Genomic DNA, 20,658 nt, shown 5'->3' on the forward strand with positions numbered 1-20,658 from the left:
ACACCTGAAATCATTGTCTACTTAGCAAAATCCAGAACGACCACCGTAACTCGTTGCGAACTTCCAGCAACATCGCACTATATTGCATTATTTTGTATATATTTTAATGAATATAGTTATTGATGCATATTTAGGAAGAGACTATGCCGTCCCCTCCTTCCCTGCACCTCTCACTCGCCCTACTCGACAACATTCGCGCAGAATCTGCCTAAGCTCCGCGCTGCATCTTTTTCAAACGAAAAGCGGCGATACTGCTCGCAGCAGCGACAACGATGACTACGAAGAGCAAGACAAACGCCCAGAATCCACCTACGGCGGTCGCGGCTGTCATGTCGCTCGCGCCGGCCTGCGCCGCTCCCACCACGGCCGTAACAGCGCTCACGCCCACAGATCCACCCAGCTGCTGCATGGTGTTGAACAGCGAGTTGCCGTCTGTGCGCAACCGCTCCGGCAAGCACATGAGCCCGTGCGTCATGGTCGTGCTGAAGCCCAACCCCTGGCCCAGGCCGAAGAGGACGTAAAACGCGAGCATGAGCATCGGGGTGAGCGAAGCAGCGAATGCGGTGTACAACGCGGTCGAGGCAAGCATCAGCACCATGCCGATCGCCACGGGGACAGCCGCCCCCACCCGATCGAGGATGCGCCCGCCGATAGGCGAAATCATCACAAGAGCACAGCCGGGCAGCAGCAGCGTTCCCGACAGTGAGGCAGATGCACCGAGCGCGAGCTGGGCATAGTTGGGCACGAGATACGCGAAGCCCAAAATGGCGAACGCCACCGAGGCAACCACAACGACCGACAGGACGAACGAGGGATACGCGAAGACCTCGAGATTGATGAGGGCGTCATCAGATCGCCGCCCGTGGACTCCGAAACCCGCGAGCGCGGCAACGCACAGCGCGAATATGAGCAGCACGCTCAAGCCAAGCCCCTCACGCGAAGCAAGGTTGATGCCATAGATGAGCGAGAAGAATCCGATCGCCACAAGCACGAACCCGAGCACGTCGAAGCGCGGACGGCCAAGCGGCGTCGCCTGGCGCACGCAGAGCGATCCGACGATGAACGACAGCACAACGATCGGCACCAGGCAGAGGAAGACCATGCGCCAGCCGGCGATCTCCATCACGATGCCGCCGTAGGAGGGTCCCACAGCTGGAGCGAACGAGGTGATGAGCGACGCGACGCCCATCATGAGGCCCATCTGCTCATAAGGAACCTGGTCGATGACGATGCTGAACATGAGTGGGATGGCGATGCCCGTCCCCACGCCCTGAACCACGCGACCAAGCAGAAGTATCGGGAAGGACGGTGCCGCCGCTGCCATGAGCGTACCGGCAAGAAAGGCGAGGACGGCTACGATGAAAAGCCTCCGCAAAGGGAAACGGGCCTTGAGGAACGGGAACGTGGGAATCATCACCGAGAGCATGAGCAAGTAGCCCGAGGTGATCCACTGAATCGTGGCGGTGTCGACCGCGAACTCCTTCATGAGCGCCGGGAGCGCCACGTTCATCGCGGTCTCGAAGACGACGGCGCAAAACGAAAGACTGCCCGCCGCCACGATCGAGGCGACGAGGCGCGCGTCGAGGCGCCGCTCGAACGGTACCGCGGTCTGACCGTCCGCACGCGCTGGGCGCTGCGCATCTCTCTCTACCATCTGGTCTCCTTTCCAGCGCGGCACACCCGCGCGGCCGCTAGGGCCAAGTTCGAGCACCCGCAACGGAAAGGGTGCCCACCGCAAGCGGCAGGCACCCTCGAAGTCAACCGTCCGCAGGGGTGCGCCCACACGGACGGATGGGCAAGACGAGCCTAGGCGGTCTCGGCCTCTGTGGCCTCGTCGGCCTCCTCCTGCTCCACGAGCTGCTTCTCATACGCCTTGTAGAACGGGTAGTAGATCAAGGCGTCGATGGCGATGAGCGCCACCACGAGCACGACGGCCTTCCAGTCGAACGTCGACAGGTAGGCGCCGAAGATGCTCGGCATGTTCCAGGACAGCAGGGCGAACGTCTTGGCGACGATGCCCGTGAGCATGCACAGGTAGGCGATGATGGCGTTCACCGTGGAGGTGAGCAAGAACGGGATGAAGAACATCGGGTTCATCATCAGCGGCACACCGAAGATGATGGGCTCGGAGATGTTGAAGAACGCCGGCACGATGCCCACGCGGCCGATGGTGCGGAGCTGCTTGGACTTGGAGCGGAGCAGTAAGATGGCGAGCGCCAGCACCGAGCCGCAGCCGCCGATGACGACGAAGTAGACCCAGAACGGCGTGGTGAAAATGTTCGGGAGCTCCTGGCCGGCAGCGGCAGCGGCGGCGTTGAGCGACAGGCCGCCGTCGCGGATGGGGCCGAGCACGCCGGAGAGGGCGGCGTCATGCACACCGAAGAACCAGAAGAACTGGACGAGCGCGGTCGCGATGATGGCGAAGCCGAGCGAGTCGGTCGCATCGAAGACGGGCGCGAGGTTGGTGTAGATGAACGCGGGCAGGATGGTGCCCATGAGGTTGAAGACCTGGAAGATCGCGGTGTCGACGGCGAGGATGATGATGCCGGGCACGAGCGAGGCGAAGGCCTCGGAGAGCGACGCGGGGACCGACGGCGGCAGCGAGATGCGGCCGACGTTGTGCTCACGCATGGCATGGTAGGACTCGACGGTGAGGATCGCGATGAAGATCGCGCAGAGCAGGCCCTTGCCGTCCAGGTAGAGGATGTTCGCCGTCTTGGCGTCGAACCCGAGCTCCACCGGCCCGAAGCAGATGAGCAGGAAGCCCGCGGTGGAGAGCACCACCGGGATGAACGCGTCGATCTTGTAGTGCTTGCACAGGAAGTAGGTGACGCCGATGCAGATGTAGATGGACAGCGCACCGAGGGTCATCGTGTTGGCCCAGGTGAGCAGCGTCGAGTTGGCGGCGACGAAATCGGACCACGCGAGCAAAAACGCGTTGGAGTTCTCGTCGACCGTGGGGCACGACGAGAGGATCGTCGCGATGCCGCCGAACAGCGTGATGGGCACGAGCGAGATGAACGCGTCGCGGATGGCGTGCAGGTGGCGCTGAGTGCTCAGCTTGTTGGCGATGGGGAGAACGTGCTTCTCCAGATACGCCGTGAAGGTGTCCATGACGTTACTCATTGTTAAGCTCCGATACGGTCGATGATCTGCTGATAGACGGCCTTGCCGTTCATGACCCCGTAGTGCTGCGGGGCGATGGAGTCCACCGGGCAGGAGACCTTCTCCTGGATGTTGGGCACCAGATAGCGGATCTGGGGACCCACGAGAATCATCTCGACGCCGTCGAGATGGTCCTCGAACTCGGCCTCGCCGTAGGCCTTGACCTCCAGGGTGTTCCCGCTCGCCTCCTCGATCTTCTTCGCCATGATGCCCGTGGACATTCCGGCGTTGCAGACCAGTATCACTTTCCTCATGTGTCTTTCCTCCCCTTTTAGCGTTCCGACACATCAGCCTGCTGCCCCGCGATGAAATCGCGGTACCAGCGATAGCTCTTCTTGGGGGTACGCGTGTACCCGTTCTCGAAGTCGACCGCGACAAGGCCGTAGCGCTTGCGGCAACCGTTCTTCCAAGAGTATAGATCGAAGGTGCTCCACACAAAATAGCCGCGCACGTCCGCACCGGCCTCCTGGGCCGCCTGGATGGCCGCGATGTGATCCTTCATGAAGGAGATGCGGTAGTCGTCCTGCACCTCGCCGGCCGTGACGTCCTCGGCCACGCCGATGCCGTTCTCGGTGATGTAGATCGGCAGGTGGTAGCGGCGCGTGACCTCGATGAGGCCGCGGCGCAGCCCGTCCGGGTAGATCTCGGTGCCCCACTCGGTGGTCTGCATGTTGGGGTCGTCGAGCACCTGCTCGAACCAGCCCTTGATGACCACGCGCTGGCTGCCCTTGAAGGCTTTGCCGGAGTTGTTGACCACCAGCGACGTCTCGCCGTCGGTATAGGGTTTCACGAGCACGCGGGAGTAGTAGTTGAGGCCGAGGAAGTCGACCGTTCCCTCGCGCAGCACGGCGAGCTTCTCGGGCGTGATGTAGGACAGGTCGAACCTGCGGTTAAGATCGGTGAGCAGATCGATCGGCAGCTCGCCGGTAGCGGCGGTGTCGAGCACCCAGTTGTTGGCGTAGTTGTCGGCAAACCGCATGGCGATCCGGGTCTCGAGGGTGTCGTCCACGCCGTCGACCGGGCCAAAGCTGTGCACGATGCCCACAGAGCCCTGGTAGCCGCCTTCGCGGAAGGCCTTGACGCCCAGCGCCGAGGCGTACATGACGTTGAAGGCCGCGTGCGCGCACTTCTCGGGGTCCTGGAGCGCCGGCGGGTAGTTGCCGATGAGGTACCCGCTCATCACGAACCACTTGGGCTCGTTGAACGTGGCCCAGTAGCGCACGCGGTCACCGAAGCGCTCGAAGCAGACGCGCGCGTAGTGCTCGTAGGCGCGTGCGGTCTCCTCGTTGAGCCAGCCGCCCAGATCCTCCCAGTACTGCGGGAGGTCCCAGTGGTAGATGGTCACGAACGGCTCCACGCCGAACTCGATACAGGTGTCGATGAGGCTGTTGTAGAACGCGATGCCCTCCTCGTTCACCTCGCCTTCGCGGTTCTTGATGATGCGGGGCCACGAGAGCGAGAAGCGGTAGGCGTTCTGGCCGCCCTTCGCCATGGTCTCGATGTCCTCGCGGAAGCGATGGTAGTGGTCGCTCGCGACGTCGCCGTTCTCGAGGTCGTTCTCATGCAGGTAGCGGTCCCACATCGACTCGGCCTTGCCGCCTTCCTGCCACGCACCCTCGCACTGGTAGGAAGCGGTGGCGCTCCCCCAGAAGAACGGTGCCCGGTCCTCCATATCTCTCCTCCTTGCTGCCATGCCAGCGGATGCCGGCGTTTCCCGAATCCTTCATTGCGCGACGCGTCCGGCCGCCGCGCCGGTTAGGCGCTGCGCAGACGGTACAGCTCGATGAGCTCGCGGATGAGCTCGCGCGCGAGATTGGAGGTCATCAGATGGTCCTGGGCATGCACGAGCATGACGTTCACCGGGGTATGCTCGCCGTTTGCCTCCTTGACGAGCAGCTCGGTCTGCTTGTTATGGGCGCGCAGATAGGCCTCGTCGGACTGCTTCATGTTCTCGTCGCTCGACGCGAAATCGCCCTTCTTGGCGTCCGCGAGCGCCATGAACGCCAGGCTCTTCGCCTCGCCGGCATCGGCGATGAGCGCGAACGACAGCAGGTTGATCTCCTCGTCGATGGCCTCTTGGGCCTTTGCTTCCTCTGCCATGATCAGTTCCTTTCCTCTCCGTGTGCGATCTCGCGTACCAACGTTGCATATCCACGATCGTCCACGATGCGCTTCACGCGCTCCTCATGGGATAGCAACTCGGCCATCCGGGAGAAGAACCAATCCAGCGCATTGCGGCTGTCGTCACCTATCACGACGAGCAGCACCAGCTCGACGTCCTTATCGCCCCAGCGTATCGGGTGCTCGGGGATGCCCGCGCAGACCCGTGTGGGGCCGGGCAGGGCGCGGATAGGGTGGGGCAGGGCGAGCCCGCTGCCGAAAGCGGTCGAGGACGCCCGCTCGCGTGCGACGGCGAGCTCGGCGAGCTCGGCGGGAGCGCCGGCGCGCTCGACCATGATCTGCGCCAGCTGCCCGATGGCATCGGCGGGGGTCGCGGCGTCGAGATGCGGCTCGAACCAAGCGGGGTCGAAGATACCCTTGCCCGCGCCCATACCGGCAGACGCGCTCAGCAGCTCATCGATCTGACGGATATCGCCCTCGTTTAAAAACGAATGGATCTCCTGCACGGGAATGGGGAACTCGTCCGCCAGCGGGACGGTCGTGAAGATGTAATCGAAACCGGTGAGGTCCATCGTCGCGACATGCAGGGCATCGCTGGGGACCACCTTGTCGATGCGGTTGCCGAACTGCCGGCGAATGGTGTTCTCCAGCAGGCGCGACGTTCCGAGCCCCGAGGCGCAGACCACGACCACGTTGCGGCGCGGCCCCTCCTCGCGCAGGCGATCGAGAGCCAGCGCGAAGGCGAGCGCGATGTAGCCGGTCTCCGCCTGCGAGAGGGCGGTGCCGTAGTGCTGCTCGAGCACACCGGCGGCATCGGTCGCCATGGCGAATGCGAGCGGGAAGCGCGTCTTGATGTCCGAGAGCAACGGGTTGTCGACGCTCAGGTTATAGCGCAGGCGCGTCGCCAGCGGTACGATGTGCCGCGCGAGATTCATGCGCAGCTCCAGGTCATCGCGGAAGTCGAAGTGGAAGAGCTCCCACACGCGATCGAGCATCTCGCTGACCACGTTCCACACCTCGTCGGGGATGATGAGACTGCTGCCGCCCTCCGCTGTTGCCGCGGCCGCCTCGCAATCTGCGGCGGGCTCCCGCCGAGCTTCCGCGCGCGCCGGGTCATCCTCGGGGACGATGCTCTTCTTGCCCGCGAGATGGATCGCTATATAGGCAATCTCCGACTCGGGAAGGTTCATGCCGAGCGCCTCGTCGAGCTGGGCGGCGACGAGCGTCGCAGCTTCGAACTCGGGTGCGCGGCGCATGCGCTCCAGCGTCTCGTCGTCGAGCAGGATCACGCAGTCTTCCTTGATGCGGTAGAACGCGACCACGGTGTGCACCACGAGGTTCTGGAAGGCAAGCATGCTCATGTAGACCGGCGTCTGGGCGAGCGCGCGCTCGATGCAGTCGGCGATGGTCTTCACAACCTGGGGAAGCGCCTCGTCGCCAAACGGATGCGATCCGATGAGGTCCTCCGATGCGGCGCTGGCCAGACAGAGCCTGCGGGCGAGTTCGGATCCCTGCACGCGCACGCCGTAGCGGGGCTTCTTCTCCAGAGCGAGGCCGAACTCCGCAAGCTTGGCCTCGACGGCCTTCAGGTCCTTCGAGATGCTCTGCGGCGACACGTAAAGGACCTTGGCCATGCTGCTGATGGTGACCCAGTCGTTGCGCGCCAGCAGGTCGTTGACGAGATAGGATACACGCTTGACGGCGGCCGTGGCATCGACATCGGAGAAGCGATGCATGCGGTCGCACCACGCCCTGAAGCCCTCCTCGTCAGAAACCGTGAGAACATAGCCGCCCGCGCGACGCGAATACGCGATCCGCGCAAGCCCGGCGAGGGCATCGTTGGTACGCTGAACGTGCAGGCGAACGGTACGGGAGCTCACGTTGAACTCCCCCATCAGCTCATCGACCGATGCCGCACCCCGCTGCTTCAGATATGTGACCAGCTCGATAGCTTGCACGAGCGCCCCCTTCGACAGCCTTATCGTATGAGGCCACCTAGGCGGATTCCATCGCGACGTCTGCCATGTTGGCGGCAACCGAACTAGAAGAATAGCATGTACCAGCGGCGTTCGTAGCGACAATGAGTGAGCGCGCTCAGCGGCGGCCTTGTGGCACCCGCTTTATGGCGCTAAAGTATCCTGCGGACGAATCGAGGATGGAAAGGAACGACCATGCAAGCTGATGTGGTAATCGTAGGTGCGGGCCCCTCGGGCATCTTCACCGCGCTCAGGCTCAACGCACTCGACCCCGAGGCCCATATCGTCATCGTTGAGAAGGGCCTTCCCGTGGAGCGCCGCAGCTGCCCTAAGGAGCAGGTCGGCCACTGCGTCGGCTGCACGCCCTGCCGCATCACCACGGGCTTCTCGGGCGCCGGCGCGTTCTCAGACGGCAAGCTCTCGCTCTCACATGAAGTGGGCGGCGACCTGCCCGAGCTCATCGGGACCGATCTCGCCCAGCGGACCATCGAAGAGGTCGATCGCATCTACCTCGAGTTCGGCGCCGACGATCGCGTCGAGGGCCTGGATTCCCCGGATGCCATCCGCCACATTCGCCTTCGCGCCATCCAGGCAGGCCTCAAGCTCGTCGACTGCCCCATTCGCCATCTGGGAACCGAGAAGGCGCAGGAGATCTACCTGCGTATCGAGCGGTATCTGCTGGAGCGCGGGGTCGAGATACTCTTCTCCCACGACTGCCGCGACCTCATCATCGAGAACGGTCGATGCAGCGGCGTCTTCGCTACGGGCCCCGATGGCGAGGTGCGCATCGACGCTCGAGCGGTGGTGGTTGCCACCGGCAGGCGCGGTGCCGATTGGCTCGAACACCTCTGCACGGCGCATGACATCTCGCATCTGCCCGGGCCCGTCGACATGGGCGTGCGCGTCGAGGTGCGCAACGAGGTCATGGAGCATGTGAACGACGTTCTCTACGAGGGCAAGCTCATCGGCTACCCCAACCCGTTCCGCAACAAGGTCCGCACGTTTTGCCAGAACCCCGGCGGCTTCGTGTCCCAGGAGAACTACGACGGCGGCCTTGCCGTAGTAAACGGCCATTCCTATAAGGAGCGCAAGTCCGAGAACACCAACCTGGCGGTGCTCGTGACCCACAACTTCCGTGAGCCGTTCAACCAGCCCATCGCTTACGCGCAAAACGTCGGCCGGCTGTGCAACATGCTCGGCGACGGGCATATCCTCGTCCAGCGCTTCGGCGACATCCTCGACGGCAAGCGCACATGGGAAAAAGAGCTCTCGCGCTCCAACGTGCAGCCCACGCTCGTCGACGCGGTGGCGGGTGACATCACGAGCGCCCTACCCTACCGCACGATGACCTCCATCGTGAACTTCATGCTGGCCGTGAACGAAGCCATTCCCGGCTTCGCCTCAGCCGAGACGCTTCTGTACGCGCCCGAGCTCAAGTTCTATAGCAACCGCGTACGCATGGACGAGCGCTTCAACACCAACGTGCGCGGCCTGCACTGCCTCGGCGACTCGAGCGGTTGGACCCGCGGCCTCATGATGGCGAGCGTGATGGGCCACCTCATGGGGGGCTACCTCGCCGAGGAGCTCTAACCCGACCCCCATTACAGTTTGAGAAGTAGTTAGCCCAATCGCTTAAGCCATCCGCTTAGACGGTCGGACTACGATTGACATATGTCCCGAGGGACTGCCGATCGGGCGCCCGCGGACGGCCTTATGCCCCTGCCCCTTGAGGGCCCGGGGGGTGTTGCCGACGCGGGCGCCGCTGCTTCTGACGACTAATAGGAAACTGCCGGGCTCCTCCGACCAAAGAGCGCCACGGCCAGGTAATGTGGGTGTCGCGCGAGGCAGCATTCCGATCGACCGACGATTGGAAGGATACCATCATGCTGACCGAAGCCACCGCCTGCCCTGCCGTAATAGGCCTCGACGTCGGGAAGTTCTCCCATTGGGCGTGCCACGTGACCAGGCAGGGCGAGATCCTCGCCAGCGGCCCCGTGGCCAACACCGAGCATGACCTGGACAGCCTGTTCGCCCGAGTGGATGCAGGGACGCTGGTCGTCGTCGACCAAGTGCGCAACATCGGGTCGCTGGCGATATCGAGGGCAAGGCTGGCCGGGCTGCCCGTCGCCTACCTGCCGGGAATCGCCGCCCACGGAGCTGCCAAGCTGTTCGCGGGCGACGCCAAGACCGACGAGCGCGACGCCGCGGTCATAGCCAAGACGGCGCTCGGCATCCCGGATTCGCTGCTGCCCGTGCCAAGGCGCGACGAGAGGCTCGAGGCCGCAAGGTCGATGGCGGCGCAGAGGAACCACATGGTCACCTGCTCCACCCGTGACAAGAACAGGCTCAGGAGCATACTCCTGGAAAGCTGCCCCGCGTTCGAGGCGCTGGCCGACCTGGCCGATCCCCATTGGCTGAAGATGATGGAGTCCCTGGGCGGCCCCTGGGGCATCCTGGATGCCGGCAAGCCTGCCGTCGGCGCCGTGACCCGCGGCGCGAACAGGGCGCGCATCGACGCCGCGCTGGCGGCGATATCGTCGTCGACGCGCCCGTCCGAATACCAGGTCATGGCAGAGAACCCGCAGGTCAGGATGCTTGCCAGGCGTATCAGGGAGTCCGCCGAGGAAGCCGCAAGGCTCGACACGGAGATAACGGCGCTGCTCGTCGAGGACGGCACTTACGAATGCCTGCTGACCATCCCAGGAATCGGCCCAAGGACCGCATCGGAGCTGGTGATAAGCATCGACATCGACGACTTCCCCGACCACGACCACCTCGCATCGTATTGCGGAATCGCTCCCAGGAACCGCCAGTCAGGCAAGTCGATATCGTCGGTGAGCGCCTCGCGCCAGGGAAACAAGAGGCTGAAAAACCTGCTCATCTTCTCCTGCAACTCGCTTAGCAGGAGCAGGGGCCGGTTCGGCGACTACTACCGCAAATGCAGGGATCGCGGCATGTGCCACGGAGAGGCATTGAAGGCGGTCGCCAGGAAGAGGATGAAGGTGATCTACGCGATCATGAGGGACAAGGTCCCGTACTCGGCCTAGCTAGCCAGAGCCATAGAAAAACGCCAGCCCGACAAGGGCTGGCGTCAGCATGCTCGAAAGCAGTGATCTTTGCCAACAAAATCAGTTGACAAAACTATAGGAACACCCCCCGGCCCCGGATGCGCTCCCCTCGCGTCCGGGGCAACCTTCCTTCGTGAGGGGCCAGCACGCAAGATCTGCACAAGACGAACCGTCCCGATTCACGCATCTCGATGCACGATCCTCCGCCGCCAATCGCCGAGATGCTGGAACATGGACAGAAGAGCGGTTTTTTCGGGCAATTCTGTCCACTATCGTGCATCTCGATAAAACCAGGTAAGTCGAGATGCGCGAAAGCGGACAGTTTAGATCGTCGACGTTGCTATTGTTCGACAGGCAGTCGGCCATCCAGCAGGCAAGCGTGCACAGCCTGCACGCTGCGCCCTACGAGAGGACCAAGAAGTACAGGAGCACGAGCGCGCCTAAGATGATGCGGTAGACGCCGAACACCGTGAACGTGTGGCGCCGCACGAAGCCCATGAGCCACTTGATGGCCAGCAGTGACACGGCAAAGGCAACGGCGCAGCCCACAACCATGATCGCGATCTCCGTCGTACCGAAACCGCCCCCGTCCACAAAGACGTATTTGACGAGCTTGAGCGCACTCGCGCCAAACATCACCGGGATAGCAAGGAAGAACGTGAACTCCGCCGCAACAGAACGGGTCGTGCCCAGAAGCAGGCCGCCGATGATGGTCGAGCCGGAACGCGATGTTCCGGGAATAAGCGAGAGCACCTGGAAGCACCCGATACCGAACGCCGTCTTCCAAGGAAGGTCGTCGATCGAGGCGATGGCTCCGAAATCACCATCCTCATCAGGTACCGGCGCCTCATCCGCTGCGGGAGCAGCAAAGTGCGCACCGGCAGGTCGCAGCGTGCGCTCGAAGCTCTCGGTCATCACACGAGCTTCGCGGCGGCGGGCGCGCCATGCCTCGATGACGATGAACGCGACACCGTAGACGATGAGAGCCGTCGCGACCACGTATGCGTTGTAGAAGTGCTCCTCCATGTAGTCATCGAAGAGGATCCCGATGATCGCTGCTGGCAGACAGGCCACCACGATCTTGCCCCAGAGCACCCAAGTAGCACGGCGCCCATCAGGTCCCTTGCTGGGGCTGAACGGGTTTAGCTGATGGAAGAACAGCACGCAGACGGCAAGGATGGCACCAAGCTGAATCACGACCTGGAACATGTTCCAGAACTCCTGGGTCACATCGAGCTTGATGAACTCGTCTACGAGAATCATGTGCCCGGTCGACGAGATGGGCAGCCACTCGGTGATGCCCTCGACGAGCCCTAGAAACGCTGACTTCAACAGTTCGATGATGTCCATCATGCCTCCCTTGCGGCCATGCGCGACTTTGAGTCGGATGGCTACCGCGAAGCGCCGCGATCGTTTCGCGCCGACGGTGAATGTCCCCGAGCGCGCCGGGCGCCGGGTGCGCCCGCAAACAGATGCCATTATCGCCCGTCGAACGCGCATGCGCAGGGAAAGCGCCATCGTTCACAGAATAATGAGGAGCGAGCGCATACCGGAGGGGTATAACGGATTGAAAGCGGGGCGTACCCCGCATCGTGCTCGCATAAGGAGGTTCACGATGAACGAAGGCTATGGCAAGGTATTTGTAGCGCTCGACGGCACCGACCAGCAGGATTTTGTCCTCGCACGCGCTATCAAGGTGGCAGCCAACAACGGGGCCAAGCTCTATATCGGGCATGTCATCGACTCCACGGCGCTCGAGTCCGCAGGCGCCTATCCGGTCGACCTCATCAACGGACTAGAGAGCGCCTTCAAGGACTCCATCGCCGAACAGGTCGAAGAAGCCGAGGCCAATCCCGATATCCCCGAGGTCGAGATCATGATTCGCTCCGGCCGCATCCGTGAGACACTGAAGGACGAGATGCTCGACGTGGTCCAGCCCGATCTCGTGCTCTGCGGCGCACGCGGGCTCTCGTCCATTAAGTACGCTCTCCTTGGCTCCATCTCGACGTTCTTGCTCCGCAACACCGACTGCGACATCCTCGTCGTGAAGTAGCGCGCACGCACCCCCGGTAACGCAACGGCGCCCCGAAGATACTCCCCGGGGCGCCGCTCTCTTCTATGCGCTCGGTTCTACATCGCGGCTCAAGAGGGCCGCTGATGCGCCTAAATTAGAACGCGGGCTGAGCAGAGCCGCCAAACGTCTCCTCGAGATAAGCCTTGAAGTCCTCGGTTTGGAGCACATTCACAAGCGCGGTGATGCGCTCATCGTTCTCCAGATCGGGCGTGGTCACGATGACGTTCGCGTAATCCTCGCGAATCGCGGTGGACTCGGCGTCCTCCATGGCCACCGCGTCCTCAAGCGAGAGCCCCGCATCGATGGCGTAGTTGCCATTGATCACGGCAAAGTCCACGTCATCCTTGGTACGCGGGAGCGCTGCCGCCTCCTGCTCAGAGAACTCGAGGTTATGCGGGTTGTCGGCGATGTCGTTGGGAGTTGCCGTCACTCCGGCGCCCTCCTCCAACGTGATAAGACCGAGGTCCTGCAGGAGCAGCAGGGCGCGACCCTCGTTGGTGGGGTCGTTCGGCACGGCGATCGTGGCGCCGTCGGCAACGTTCTCGATATCGTTCGAGCGCCCGGCAAAGACCGCCATGGGCTCGAAGTGGATGGCTCCGACATTCACCAGATCGGTGCCGTTCTCCTCGTTGTAGTCGGTGAGGTACTGGATGTGCTGGAAGTAGTTGGCATCGATCGTACCGTTCGAGGTGTCCTTGTTGGGCTGGATGTAGTCGGTGTACTCCTTGACCTCGAGCGCGATGCCCTGCTCCTCAAGGAGCGGCGCAGCATAGTCCTCCAAAATCACCGCATGGGGCGACGGGCTCGCACCGACGGTGAGAGTGACGGGCTCTGCCGCATCGGCGGAACCTGCGGCAGAGCCGGATGCGGCGTCATTGGACCCGCATGCGGCAAGCGATGCCGCAGCAGCAACGCCGGTTGCGCCGGCGATGAAGGCGCGGCGGGAGAGGAAAGCGTTATCGAAGTTCATGATGATCTCCTTTACAGATCTCGAGATGGTGCGACGGCCATGCAGCGCGTCGTCTAGTTGCCGAGCGTGCGATGATCGATCTTGCGGGCGATCACGTCGCATGCGCTCTGAATGATTTGCACCAAGATGATGAGCAGCACCACGGTGACGACCATCATCTGGTCCTCATAACGATAGTAGCCATAGCGGATAGCGATATCGCCCAGTCCTCCCGCGCCCACCGCACCGGCGATGGCCGTGTAACCGAGTGCGGCGATGAGCGTGATGGACACGCCGCGAACAATGGAGGGAAGGGCCTCGGGCAGAAGCGCCGAGAACACGATGCGCGGGATGCTCGCCCCGCATGCCTCGGCTGCCTCGACCGACTCGCGCGGGACCTCGGCGAGCGACTGCTCGATCATGCGAGCCACAAACGGCGCGATCGACACCACAAGCGGCGGGATAACGCCACGCACACCCGAGGTGGTCCCTACGAGCGACTCGGTCATGGGCATGAGCGAGATGAGCAGGATGATGAACGGAAGCGAGCGACCGATGTTCACCACCCAGCCGAGCACCGCGTTGAGCACGCCCATGGGGCGCAGCGAGCCCGGTGCCGTAAGGTATAGGATGACGCCGAGCGCCGTGCCGATCACATAAGCGATCGCCGTCGAAACGAACAGCATGATAAGGGTATCGAGGAGACCCTGGCTTAATAGCTCGCCGTAATCCTCGATGAAAAGCGTCACATCGCTAGGCATCCCAATCAACCCTTTCGAGCAGCACCTTCGCAGCATCTGAAGTGGGATTCGCGAACACCGCATCCACGCTCCCCTGCTCCACGACGCGGCCGTGATCGAGCACGACCACGTTGCGGCAGATCTTCTCGACCACGCCCATAGAGTGCGTGATCACGATGATGGTGACCCCGGTTTTGCGGTTGATTTCGCGCAAGAGCTTCAGGATGACATTCGTACTTGCCGGGTCGAGCGCGCTCGTCGCTTCGTCGCACAGGATGTACTCCGGGTCGCACGCCAACGCTCGGGCGATGGCCACGCGCTGCTGCTGGCCACCGGAGAGCTGGGATGGATATGACGTTGCCTTCTCGGCAAGGCCAACCATATCGAGCAGTTCGAGCGCACGAGAGCGATTTTCAGCCGTAACGCGACCGGTTGCAGCCCGATACGGAAAGCACACGTTGTCGAGAACAGTCTTCTGCGCCAGCAGGCCGAAGCTCTGGAAAATCATAGCCACACGGCGCCGATAGCTCCGAAGCGCGGCGCCCGAAAGCCCCGTCACATCCTGACCATCGACTACAACTTTGCCGGATGTGGGACGCTCAAGCAGATTGATGCAGCGCACGAGCGTCGATTTGCCAGCACCGCTCATACCGATGATGCCCATGATGTCGCCGTCTTCGATGGAGATCGTGACATCGTCGAGAGCGTGCGGCGCATCGGCAGCCGAACCGTAGGATTTGGTTAGGTGTTGTATCTCTATCACGGGGAGCTCCGCTCGATAATATGGTCTTACTGAAAGGCGGGTCATCTCCCGCCGGAGATGACCTAGTAGAGGCGCCCGGTCTCTCCATGCCCGCTGCATGCGAGCGGCATGGCAAAGTGCCCGGGCGAGGGCATCTCCATGACCATCATCATCGCGATATGTGAGGCAGAGCAAATCATGTACTTTAGCCTAGCAGCGCACCTGCATATACGCAAGCAGAAATAGACTCGAAATGGAAGAGGCGGTCGAGCGCAGCAGGCACGGCGGTGCATCCTCGTCCCTTTCGCAGGTATTATCGATCCCGCACAATGAAAAATGCCGGAAGTGAGTGGCTTTTCCCCGACCTGGCGAGTAGTCCTGCGATTGGGCACAGAAAACGCGCAGGTAGATGCAGGGCGTCTTCTGCGCTACTTCAGAAGACGCCCTCCACTCACTCACAACTGGAAATTATTGCATCTCGCCTGTATCGGAAGCCTACTCCTCCGGCTCCTCATCGCGCTTGTCCTCACTCTTCAAGTTATCGAGGAAGGTCTTGCGGCTGGCTTCATACTCCTCGCGGGTAAGAACGTCTTCGATGCGCAGGTTGATGCCAGCGACTTCCAGACCGGTCATTGCATCAAGGCGCTCGACCACGCGCTCTTTGATGTCGTCGAAGATATCGGGCGCATAGCAACCATACTCGATGATCACGGAGATGTTGATGATCACGCGGTTGTCATCCGTAACCTCAATCGTCACGCCCTTGGTGAGGTTCTCGGCTCCAAGTTGCTCCTGGAAGAAGTGGACGAGGTTGCCCTTCATGCCCAGCACGTGCGGGACCTCGCGCGTCGCCATGGCAACGATCTTCTCGATCACGCCGTTTGCATAGGTAAGGGAGTCCTCCGACTCGAGCTCCTCTTCCTCGCTTCCATCTTGCGCGACATCCTCTGCCTCGGCAACAGCAACCCTTTCATCCGCATCAAGCGCTTCAGGCTGCCCCTGCACCGTCGTCTCCTCCTCAACGGCTTCGAGCTCGACAGCGGATTCCATCGAATCGTTCTTGGTCATTGCGATCCCTTTCGCTCATCCATCGCGTGCGATGGCGCCCGCACGTCCGGGCAATACGTACCCCTTGGCTCAGCGCCCGTTGCTAAAGAGGCGTCTGAAGAAGTTCACGATGCCGTTCTCGCCATCGCGGATCTGCCCGACCATGGCACCCACAAGCACGAATACGGCGATGACGATGGTGCTCCACAGGCCGATGGTCAGGATGAGCACCGCGAGAATCAAACCGATGAATCCATACGAGACGGTATAGGGGTGCTTGCCGGCATAATGCCAAGCCGCAGCTCCAAGACCTCGCACAAAGCCCACGGCCCCCTCGAGGTCTTCCGCAGTGAGGAACTGGGCATGCTTCTTCTGGGGCTCTTCCTCCTGCATGTCCGGCATGCTGTCATCGAAGGCAACGGGCTCCTCTTGATCTATGGAAAACTTGGGCGAGGACGCGCCCTTGCTACGCCTGCTCACGTGAACCCTCCTTGATTACCGTCGTCTTACTGGGAAGAAACCGGATGCGCACCGTGACTCCTGGAGACCCGAGCATGCGTTCGCACGCCTCGGTCACATGCTCCTGCACGTGCGCGCCCAGATCAGCAAGACCTGTCTGCGTAAATGCTATTACCTCGAGCGTGATGAGCGCCCGGGTCCCATCGCGGCCGACCACACGGCTACGAACGCGGTCGACCAGCACATCGTTCTCTTCTGCCGCCGCGCGGGCAACCGAAGTAAGAGCTGCAAGACGCACCTCGATGTTGGGGTTGCCCCCGGGGTGCACGCTCGTCAGAGGCGAGCGCTCGGCAAACACGAGCAGCGCGGTGATGAGGACGCCTAAGAGCAGGACCACGGTGCAGACAATGAGGACGATTCGACCGGCGGGATGCCCCAGCAACTCGGCGATGCGGTTCCTCACATGCTCCGAGCCGAACTGCAGGCAGGCGAAACCGCCGGCTACGACCACCGCGGAGAGCAGGTAAACGATTGTGCAGATCTTTTTCAGCGCACGCATGACCCTCCCTTGCGGCATCTCTCGCCGGCGCCTTGCACGCCAATACTGTGCTTGATTATAAGCGACGCCGAGCCGGGCGGAAAACAACGGAGCTTGCTTAAGCACTTCGACACATGTCGGAGAAGAGCAGCTCGATCCGGCCGCGCCTATCGAGTGCCAAGAACCGTATAGCGAGCATGCCTTCAGTTGGTATGGCATCCTTCGTAAAAGGGAGGGTCCCGAAGGAACCCTCCCTGCTCAACAAGACGCTAGACGCTATTCCATCGTAAGCGGACGCGCGAGGACTACTCCTCCTCGAGCGCGGCGATGACCTCGTCGGTCATATCCATGGTGTTATACACGTCCTGGACGTCGTCGAGATCCTCGAGGCGGTCGATAAGGCGCTGGACCTTCTTGGCATCGGCAGCGGAAACCGCGGTCGGGGTGGTAGGAACCATGGTGAGCTCGGAGCCCTTGACCTCGATGCCCTGCTCCTCCAGACCCTTGGAGACGGCCATGAGGTCGCCAGGGTTGGTCCAAACGACCCACTCCTCGCCGGCGTCCTCGTAGTCGTCGCCACCGGCCTCGGCGACGGCCATCATGAACTCTTCCTCATCGCCGGCAGCGCCATTGGCCATGAGGTTCTCCTTCTTGTCGTTGGGGTCGACGATCTCCTTGGCGACCACGACCTGGCCCTTGCGCTCGAACTGGAAGGCGACCGAGCCGGAAGTGCCAAGGTTGCCGCCCGCATGGCTGAAAGCGGAGCGCACATCTGCCGCAGTGCGATTGCGGTTGTCGGTCAGGCACTCCACGTAGACGGCGACGCCCGCGGGACCGTAGCCCTCGTAGACGATATTCTCGTAGACGGCCGCGTCAGCGCCGGCGCCGAACGCCTTGTCGATGGCGGACTTGATCTTGTCCTTGGGCATCGACTGGGCCTTGGCCTTGGCGACAGCAGCGGCGAGCGAGGCGTTGTTGTCCGGGTTGGGGTCGTTGCCCAAGCGCGCCGCAACGGTGATGTTGCGGGAGAGCTTGGAGAACAGGGCGGAACGCTTGGCGTCCTGAGCGCCCTTACGGTGCTTGGTTGTTGCCCATTTGGAATGTCCGGACATGCGAGCTCCTTCTATACGCTTCTGGCCGGCTGCCCGACGCGCGGCGCCGCGGCACACCTGCCCATCTAACCGTGAACTGCAATATGATATACCGAACGGCTTTTCCGATAAAGACCCGTCGTTATCGCATAAGCTCGCTACCCTTTGACCACATCCAGGATCCCCGGGATCTCGTCGACCAGATAGTCCGCGCCCTCCTGAGTGAAGTTGAAGCGCTCCTCGCGCTTGGCGATGACGGTGAGGCCGGCGCGCTTGGCAGCGGTGATGCCGTAGTCGGAGTCCTCCACGGCGATGCAGTCCTCGGCAGGCAGCCCAAGCTCGTCGATGGCATGCAGGTAGATGGCAGGGTCGGGCTTGCTCTGGTGGAAGTCCTCGCCGCTCACCAGAAGCTCGAAGCAGTCCTTGATGCCGCACTGCTCGAGCACCTGCACGATGTTGTCCTTAGGCGAGGACGAGGCCAGTGCGAGCCGCCATCCCTGCTGCTTGAGGGCGGCGAGTGTCTCGGGCACGCCAGGGTTTCTGATCGTCGCGTAGTCGAAGGTCTCGCCGCCGATCTCGATGAACACCTCGTGGTCGATCTCGCGGCCGGAGCGCTTCTCGCCCGTCGCGCGCTCCCACCACTCAGAGAACATGCGGCGGCTGTCCTGGCCGGACGCGCCCGCGATGATGTTGTACTCCTCATCGGTGACCGGGATCCCGTGCGCCGTGAAGTAGGTGCGGATGGCGTCCTGGTAGACGCGCTCGCTGTCGACGAGCACGCCGTCCATGTCGAAGATGATCGCCTTCTTGTCGGTGAGCATGCGCCCCTTCCCCCTTTATCAGTTCTTGCCGAACGGCCGGAAGATGAGGCCGTTCGAGCGCAGCACTTCCAGATACCGCGGGTGCCAGCGCTCCTCGTAGGCGCGCACGCGCTCCTTGAGCTGCGGTGAGACGTAGATGTTGATGGTCGGCACGATGCCTGTGTGCTCGGGATCGCCGTCGTAGGTCACGTAGAAGAACGTGCCGGGCGCAGGCCGGTCCACGCCCTCGACGATGTCCTCCACGACGGTGCACGCGAGCTCCTCGCCCGCATCGGTGAACACCGTGAGATCGAAGGTGAACAGATGGTGCTTGGCGAGGCAGAAGTCGCGCACGTCGCGCAGCGGGGTCACGCGCTCGACGCGCGCGAGGGCGACCTTGCCCGCCGCGACCATCGAGTGGATCATGACCGCCTCGGTATGGCGCACCACGGCGCGGATGGCCACGTAGCAGATGCCGGTGAGCGCGATGAAGATGCCCGCTACCCCGATCATGCTGCCGTCAGCATAGGCGACGATCAGGTTGTACCCCAAAAACAGCAGCACGGCGAGGGCGAGCACGAGGGTGAGCACGATGATGTTCTGGCGTTTGCGGGCGGCTTCGTACATGGACGCTCCTAATCCTTCCGGCCCCGGCCATGGCCGGTCCCCGACATGCCGGCAGCGCGAGGCGACGCGCACGCGCGCCGCCCCTGCCGCGCCGGCCTGGGACCCTAGTCCTCCTCGGCCGGATGCTCCGCGCGGAACTCCTCCGTGCGGAAATCGATGACCTTGTTCATCTCGTAGTACAGCGGATGCGAGGGCAGGCTGTCAAGGTCGCTCGACAGCGTGGAAGCAACCGTCTGGAACACGGGCAGGCAGTACAGGAAGGTGAAGGGCTCCTCGCCCTCGATGGGCAGCGCCACCACGCGCGGGTCGGCGAGCTCCTCCTCGGAGCAGAGCGCCTCGGGCTTCACGAGGTAGGCGTTGGGCGTCACCTTGCAGAGCGCCTGGTGCACGCGGCGCGCGTGCGCCGTCGTCTCGTCGCCGCCGTCGATGACGAAGGCGGTGTAGCGCGGACTCAGCTGGAGCGCCGGGCCGTGCAGGAACTCATCCTGCTCGTAGGCGACCGCGAGCACCTTCACCGTCTCACCGATCTTGAGCGCGCCCTCGAGCGCCGTGCCGTAGTTGCTGCCGCAGCCGAGCACGTAGACGCGGTCCATCTGCATGAGCTGCTGGTAGACGCGGGCGATGAAGGCGTCGGCGTGCTCGAGCACCGCGCCGTGGGCGGCGATGGCGCGCTCAATGCCCGCGACGCACGCGGCGAGGGTGGCCTGCGCGCCGCCGAGCTCGGCCACGCGGGCGGCGAACTGCATGAGGTAGGTGGCGAGCGACATCGGGCCGAAGGTCACGTAGCCCACAGCCTCCTCGCCGCAGCCCCAGTTGTAGACCTCGTCGGACACGCGGGCGCAGTCGCAGTCCGTGATGGTGGTCAGCAGACGCGGCACGGCTCCGGCGGCAGCCACGGCCTTGAGCGCATCGATGCAGTTGACGCTCGCGCCGGACTGCGAGACCACGATCACGAAGTCGTCGGCGCCGGTGAGCTTGGACTCATAGTGCGCGAAGGTGAACGGGAACATAACCTCGACCGGGATGCCGAGGGTCTGGGCGAGATACGGGCGGGCGCACATCGACGCCGTGTAGCTCGACCCCGAGGCGACGAGCACCAGGCGGCGCCACATACGCGCGGCGAAGGCCGCCGCGAGCCCGCCGATGAGCTCGTCGGCGCGCTCGATCTGGCCGCGCACCGCGGCCGGGGTCATCTCAATGCAATCACGCATGGTCGTCTTGGACATATCTGCCTCCATGAAATGAGTCGCAGTTTGCAGCT

The 20,658-nt window shown here is 62.8% G+C and carries 20 protein-coding genes; 3 read left to right on the top strand and 17 right to left on the bottom strand.

Annotated features, from left to right (window positions below; translation table 11 throughout):
• Positions 1–208 precede the first annotated feature (208 nt).
• From C1717_RS08225 to C1717_RS08250, 6 genes are all read right to left on the bottom strand, one after another.
• A complete protein-coding gene (locus tag C1717_RS08225; RefSeq protein WP_102372711.1) occupies positions 209–1,654 on the bottom strand; it encodes a DHA2 family efflux MFS transporter permease subunit in 1,446 nt (481 codons plus the stop codon).
• A 152-nt stretch (positions 1,655–1,806) separates the two neighbouring features.
• On the bottom strand, positions 1,807–3,126 hold the full coding sequence (locus tag C1717_RS08230) for a PTS sugar transporter subunit IIC (protein ID WP_245859580.1): 1,320 nt from the start codon (positions 3,124–3,126) through the stop codon (positions 1,807–1,809).
• Positions 3,127–3,128: 2 nt separating this feature from the next.
• Positions 3,129–3,419, bottom strand: coding sequence for a PTS sugar transporter subunit IIB (locus C1717_RS08235; RefSeq protein ID WP_102372712.1), 291 nt, complete (start codon positions 3,417–3,419; stop codon positions 3,129–3,131).
• A gap of 17 nt (positions 3,420–3,436) precedes the next feature.
• Complete coding sequence (locus C1717_RS08240; protein ID WP_102372713.1) at positions 3,437–4,837, bottom strand: glycoside hydrolase family 1 protein; 1,401 nt, start codon at positions 4,835–4,837, stop codon at positions 3,437–3,439.
• 83 nt (positions 4,838–4,920) lie between these two features.
• Positions 4,921–5,265 (bottom strand): PTS lactose/cellobiose transporter subunit IIA, encoded by a 345-nt coding sequence (locus C1717_RS08245; RefSeq protein WP_102372714.1) that lies wholly within the window; start codon positions 5,263–5,265, stop codon positions 4,921–4,923.
• Positions 5,266–5,267: 2 nt separating this feature from the next.
• Positions 5,268–7,244 carry a BglG family transcription antiterminator gene (locus tag C1717_RS08250; RefSeq protein WP_102372715.1) on the bottom strand — a complete coding sequence of 659 codons (1,977 nt, stop codon included), beginning with the start codon at positions 7,242–7,244 and terminating at the stop codon, positions 5,268–5,270.
• Between the two features lie 213 nt (positions 7,245–7,457).
• Between C1717_RS08250 and C1717_RS08255 the strand changes: the two genes are divergently transcribed.
• Complete coding sequence (locus C1717_RS08255; protein WP_102372716.1) at positions 7,458–8,852, top strand: NAD(P)/FAD-dependent oxidoreductase; 1,395 nt, start codon at positions 7,458–7,460, stop codon at positions 8,850–8,852.
• A 236-nt stretch (positions 8,853–9,088) separates the two neighbouring features.
• The gene (locus tag C1717_RS08260) at positions 9,089–10,309 is read left to right on the top strand and encodes an IS110 family RNA-guided transposase (protein WP_245859336.1); all 1,221 of its coding nucleotides are present in this window, start codon (positions 9,089–9,091) and stop codon (positions 10,307–10,309) included.
• Positions 10,310–10,732: 423 nt separating this feature from the next.
• Here the strand turns inward: C1717_RS08260 and C1717_RS08265 are convergent, their stop codons facing one another.
• Complete coding sequence (locus C1717_RS08265) at positions 10,733–11,680, bottom strand: undecaprenyl-diphosphate phosphatase (RefSeq protein ID WP_102372717.1); 948 nt, start codon at positions 11,678–11,680, stop codon at positions 10,733–10,735.
• A gap of 265 nt (positions 11,681–11,945) precedes the next feature.
• On the opposite strand from C1717_RS08265, the gene C1717_RS08270 reads away from it, so the two are divergent.
• Positions 11,946–12,383: a universal stress protein gene (locus tag C1717_RS08270; RefSeq protein ID WP_102372718.1), complete on the top strand. Its 438-nt coding sequence runs from the start codon at positions 11,946–11,948 to the stop codon at positions 12,381–12,383.
• Between the two features lie 115 nt (positions 12,384–12,498).
• Here C1717_RS08270 and C1717_RS08275 read toward each other — a convergent pair whose 3' ends face one another.
• From C1717_RS08275 to C1717_RS08320, 10 genes are all read right to left on the bottom strand, one after another.
• Positions 12,499–13,374, bottom strand: a complete 876-nt coding sequence (locus tag C1717_RS08275) for a MetQ/NlpA family ABC transporter substrate-binding protein (protein WP_102372719.1) — start codon at positions 13,372–13,374, stop codon at positions 12,499–12,501.
• 53 nt (positions 13,375–13,427) lie between these two features.
• Positions 13,428–14,114: a methionine ABC transporter permease gene (locus C1717_RS08280; protein ID WP_102372720.1), complete on the bottom strand. Its 687-nt coding sequence runs from the start codon at positions 14,112–14,114 to the stop codon at positions 13,428–13,430.
• Positions 14,107–14,856 (bottom strand): methionine ABC transporter ATP-binding protein, encoded by a 750-nt coding sequence (locus C1717_RS08285; protein ID WP_102372721.1) that lies wholly within the window; start codon positions 14,854–14,856, stop codon positions 14,107–14,109. The genes C1717_RS08280 and C1717_RS08285 overlap by 8 nt, the downstream gene beginning before the upstream one ends.
• A gap of 474 nt (positions 14,857–15,330) precedes the next feature.
• Positions 15,331–15,903, bottom strand: a complete 573-nt coding sequence (locus C1717_RS08290) for an Asp23/Gls24 family envelope stress response protein (protein WP_102372722.1) — start codon at positions 15,901–15,903, stop codon at positions 15,331–15,333.
• A gap of 69 nt (positions 15,904–15,972) precedes the next feature.
• Positions 15,973–16,362, bottom strand: coding sequence for a DUF2273 domain-containing protein (locus C1717_RS08295; RefSeq protein WP_102372723.1), 390 nt, complete (start codon positions 16,360–16,362; stop codon positions 15,973–15,975).
• On the bottom strand, positions 16,349–16,900 hold the full coding sequence (locus C1717_RS08300; RefSeq protein WP_102372724.1) for an Asp23/Gls24 family envelope stress response protein: 552 nt from the start codon (positions 16,898–16,900) through the stop codon (positions 16,349–16,351). Before C1717_RS08300 ends, C1717_RS08295 begins: the two co-directional genes overlap by 14 nt.
• A gap of 284 nt (positions 16,901–17,184) precedes the next feature.
• Positions 17,185–17,991: a YebC/PmpR family DNA-binding transcriptional regulator gene (locus C1717_RS08305; RefSeq protein WP_102372725.1), complete on the bottom strand. Its 807-nt coding sequence runs from the start codon at positions 17,989–17,991 to the stop codon at positions 17,185–17,187.
• A gap of 137 nt (positions 17,992–18,128) precedes the next feature.
• Positions 18,129–18,791 (bottom strand): HAD family hydrolase, encoded by a 663-nt coding sequence (locus C1717_RS08310; protein WP_102372726.1) that lies wholly within the window; start codon positions 18,789–18,791, stop codon positions 18,129–18,131.
• Between the two features lie 18 nt (positions 18,792–18,809).
• Positions 18,810–19,397 (bottom strand): hypothetical protein, encoded by a 588-nt coding sequence (locus tag C1717_RS08315; protein WP_102372727.1) that lies wholly within the window; start codon positions 19,395–19,397, stop codon positions 18,810–18,812.
• A gap of 104 nt (positions 19,398–19,501) precedes the next feature.
• A complete protein-coding gene (locus C1717_RS08320) occupies positions 19,502–20,623 on the bottom strand; it encodes an SIS domain-containing protein (RefSeq protein WP_180965894.1) in 1,122 nt (373 codons plus the stop codon).
• Positions 20,624–20,658 lie beyond the last annotated feature (35 nt).

It is taken from the genome of Enorma phocaeensis (genome assembly GCF_900186505.1).
Taxonomy (GTDB): Bacteria; Actinomycetota; Coriobacteriia; order Coriobacteriales; family Coriobacteriaceae; genus Enorma; species Enorma phocaeensis.

Excerpts from the sequence above, each read along its gene's own strand:
- C1717_RS08225 (WP_102372711.1), bottom strand. The coding sequence starts at position 1,654 with ATGGTAGAGAGAGATGCGCAGCGCCCAGCGCGTGCGGACGGTCAGACC.
- C1717_RS08230 (WP_245859580.1), bottom strand. The coding sequence starts at position 3,126 with ATGAGTAACGTCATGGACACCTTCACGGCGTATCTGGAGAAGCACGTT.
- C1717_RS08235 (WP_102372712.1), bottom strand. The coding sequence starts at position 3,419 with ATGAGGAAAGTGATACTGGTCTGCAACGCCGGAATGTCCACGGGCATC.
- C1717_RS08240 (WP_102372713.1), bottom strand. The coding sequence starts at position 4,837 with ATGGAGGACCGGGCACCGTTCTTCTGGGGGAGCGCCACCGCTTCCTAC.
- C1717_RS08245 (WP_102372714.1), bottom strand. The coding sequence starts at position 5,265 with ATGGCAGAGGAAGCAAAGGCCCAAGAGGCCATCGACGAGGAGATCAAC.
- C1717_RS08255 (WP_102372716.1), top strand. The coding sequence starts at position 7,458 with ATGCAAGCTGATGTGGTAATCGTAGGTGCGGGCCCCTCGGGCATCTTC.
- C1717_RS08260 (WP_245859336.1), top strand. The coding sequence starts at position 9,089 with ATGTGGGTGTCGCGCGAGGCAGCATTCCGATCGACCGACGATTGGAAG.
- C1717_RS08265 (WP_102372717.1), bottom strand. The coding sequence starts at position 11,680 with ATGGACATCATCGAACTGTTGAAGTCAGCGTTTCTAGGGCTCGTCGAG.
- C1717_RS08270 (WP_102372718.1), top strand. The coding sequence starts at position 11,946 with ATGAACGAAGGCTATGGCAAGGTATTTGTAGCGCTCGACGGCACCGAC.
- C1717_RS08275 (WP_102372719.1), bottom strand. The coding sequence starts at position 13,374 with ATGAACTTCGATAACGCTTTCCTCTCCCGCCGCGCCTTCATCGCCGGC.
- C1717_RS08280 (WP_102372720.1), bottom strand. The coding sequence starts at position 14,114 with ATGCCTAGCGATGTGACGCTTTTCATCGAGGATTACGGCGAGCTATTA.
- C1717_RS08290 (WP_102372722.1), bottom strand. The coding sequence starts at position 15,903 with ATGACCAAGAACGATTCGATGGAATCCGCTGTCGAGCTCGAAGCCGTT.
- C1717_RS08300 (WP_102372724.1), bottom strand. The coding sequence starts at position 16,900 with ATGCGTGCGCTGAAAAAGATCTGCACAATCGTTTACCTGCTCTCCGCG.
- C1717_RS08305 (WP_102372725.1), bottom strand. The coding sequence starts at position 17,991 with ATGTCCGGACATTCCAAATGGGCAACAACCAAGCACCGTAAGGGCGCT.
- C1717_RS08310 (WP_102372726.1), bottom strand. The coding sequence starts at position 18,791 with ATGCTCACCGACAAGAAGGCGATCATCTTCGACATGGACGGCGTGCTC.
- C1717_RS08315 (WP_102372727.1), bottom strand. The coding sequence starts at position 19,397 with ATGTACGAAGCCGCCCGCAAACGCCAGAACATCATCGTGCTCACCCTC.
- C1717_RS08320 (WP_180965894.1), bottom strand. The coding sequence starts at position 20,623 with ATGTCCAAGACGACCATGCGTGATTGCATTGAGATGACCCCGGCCGCG.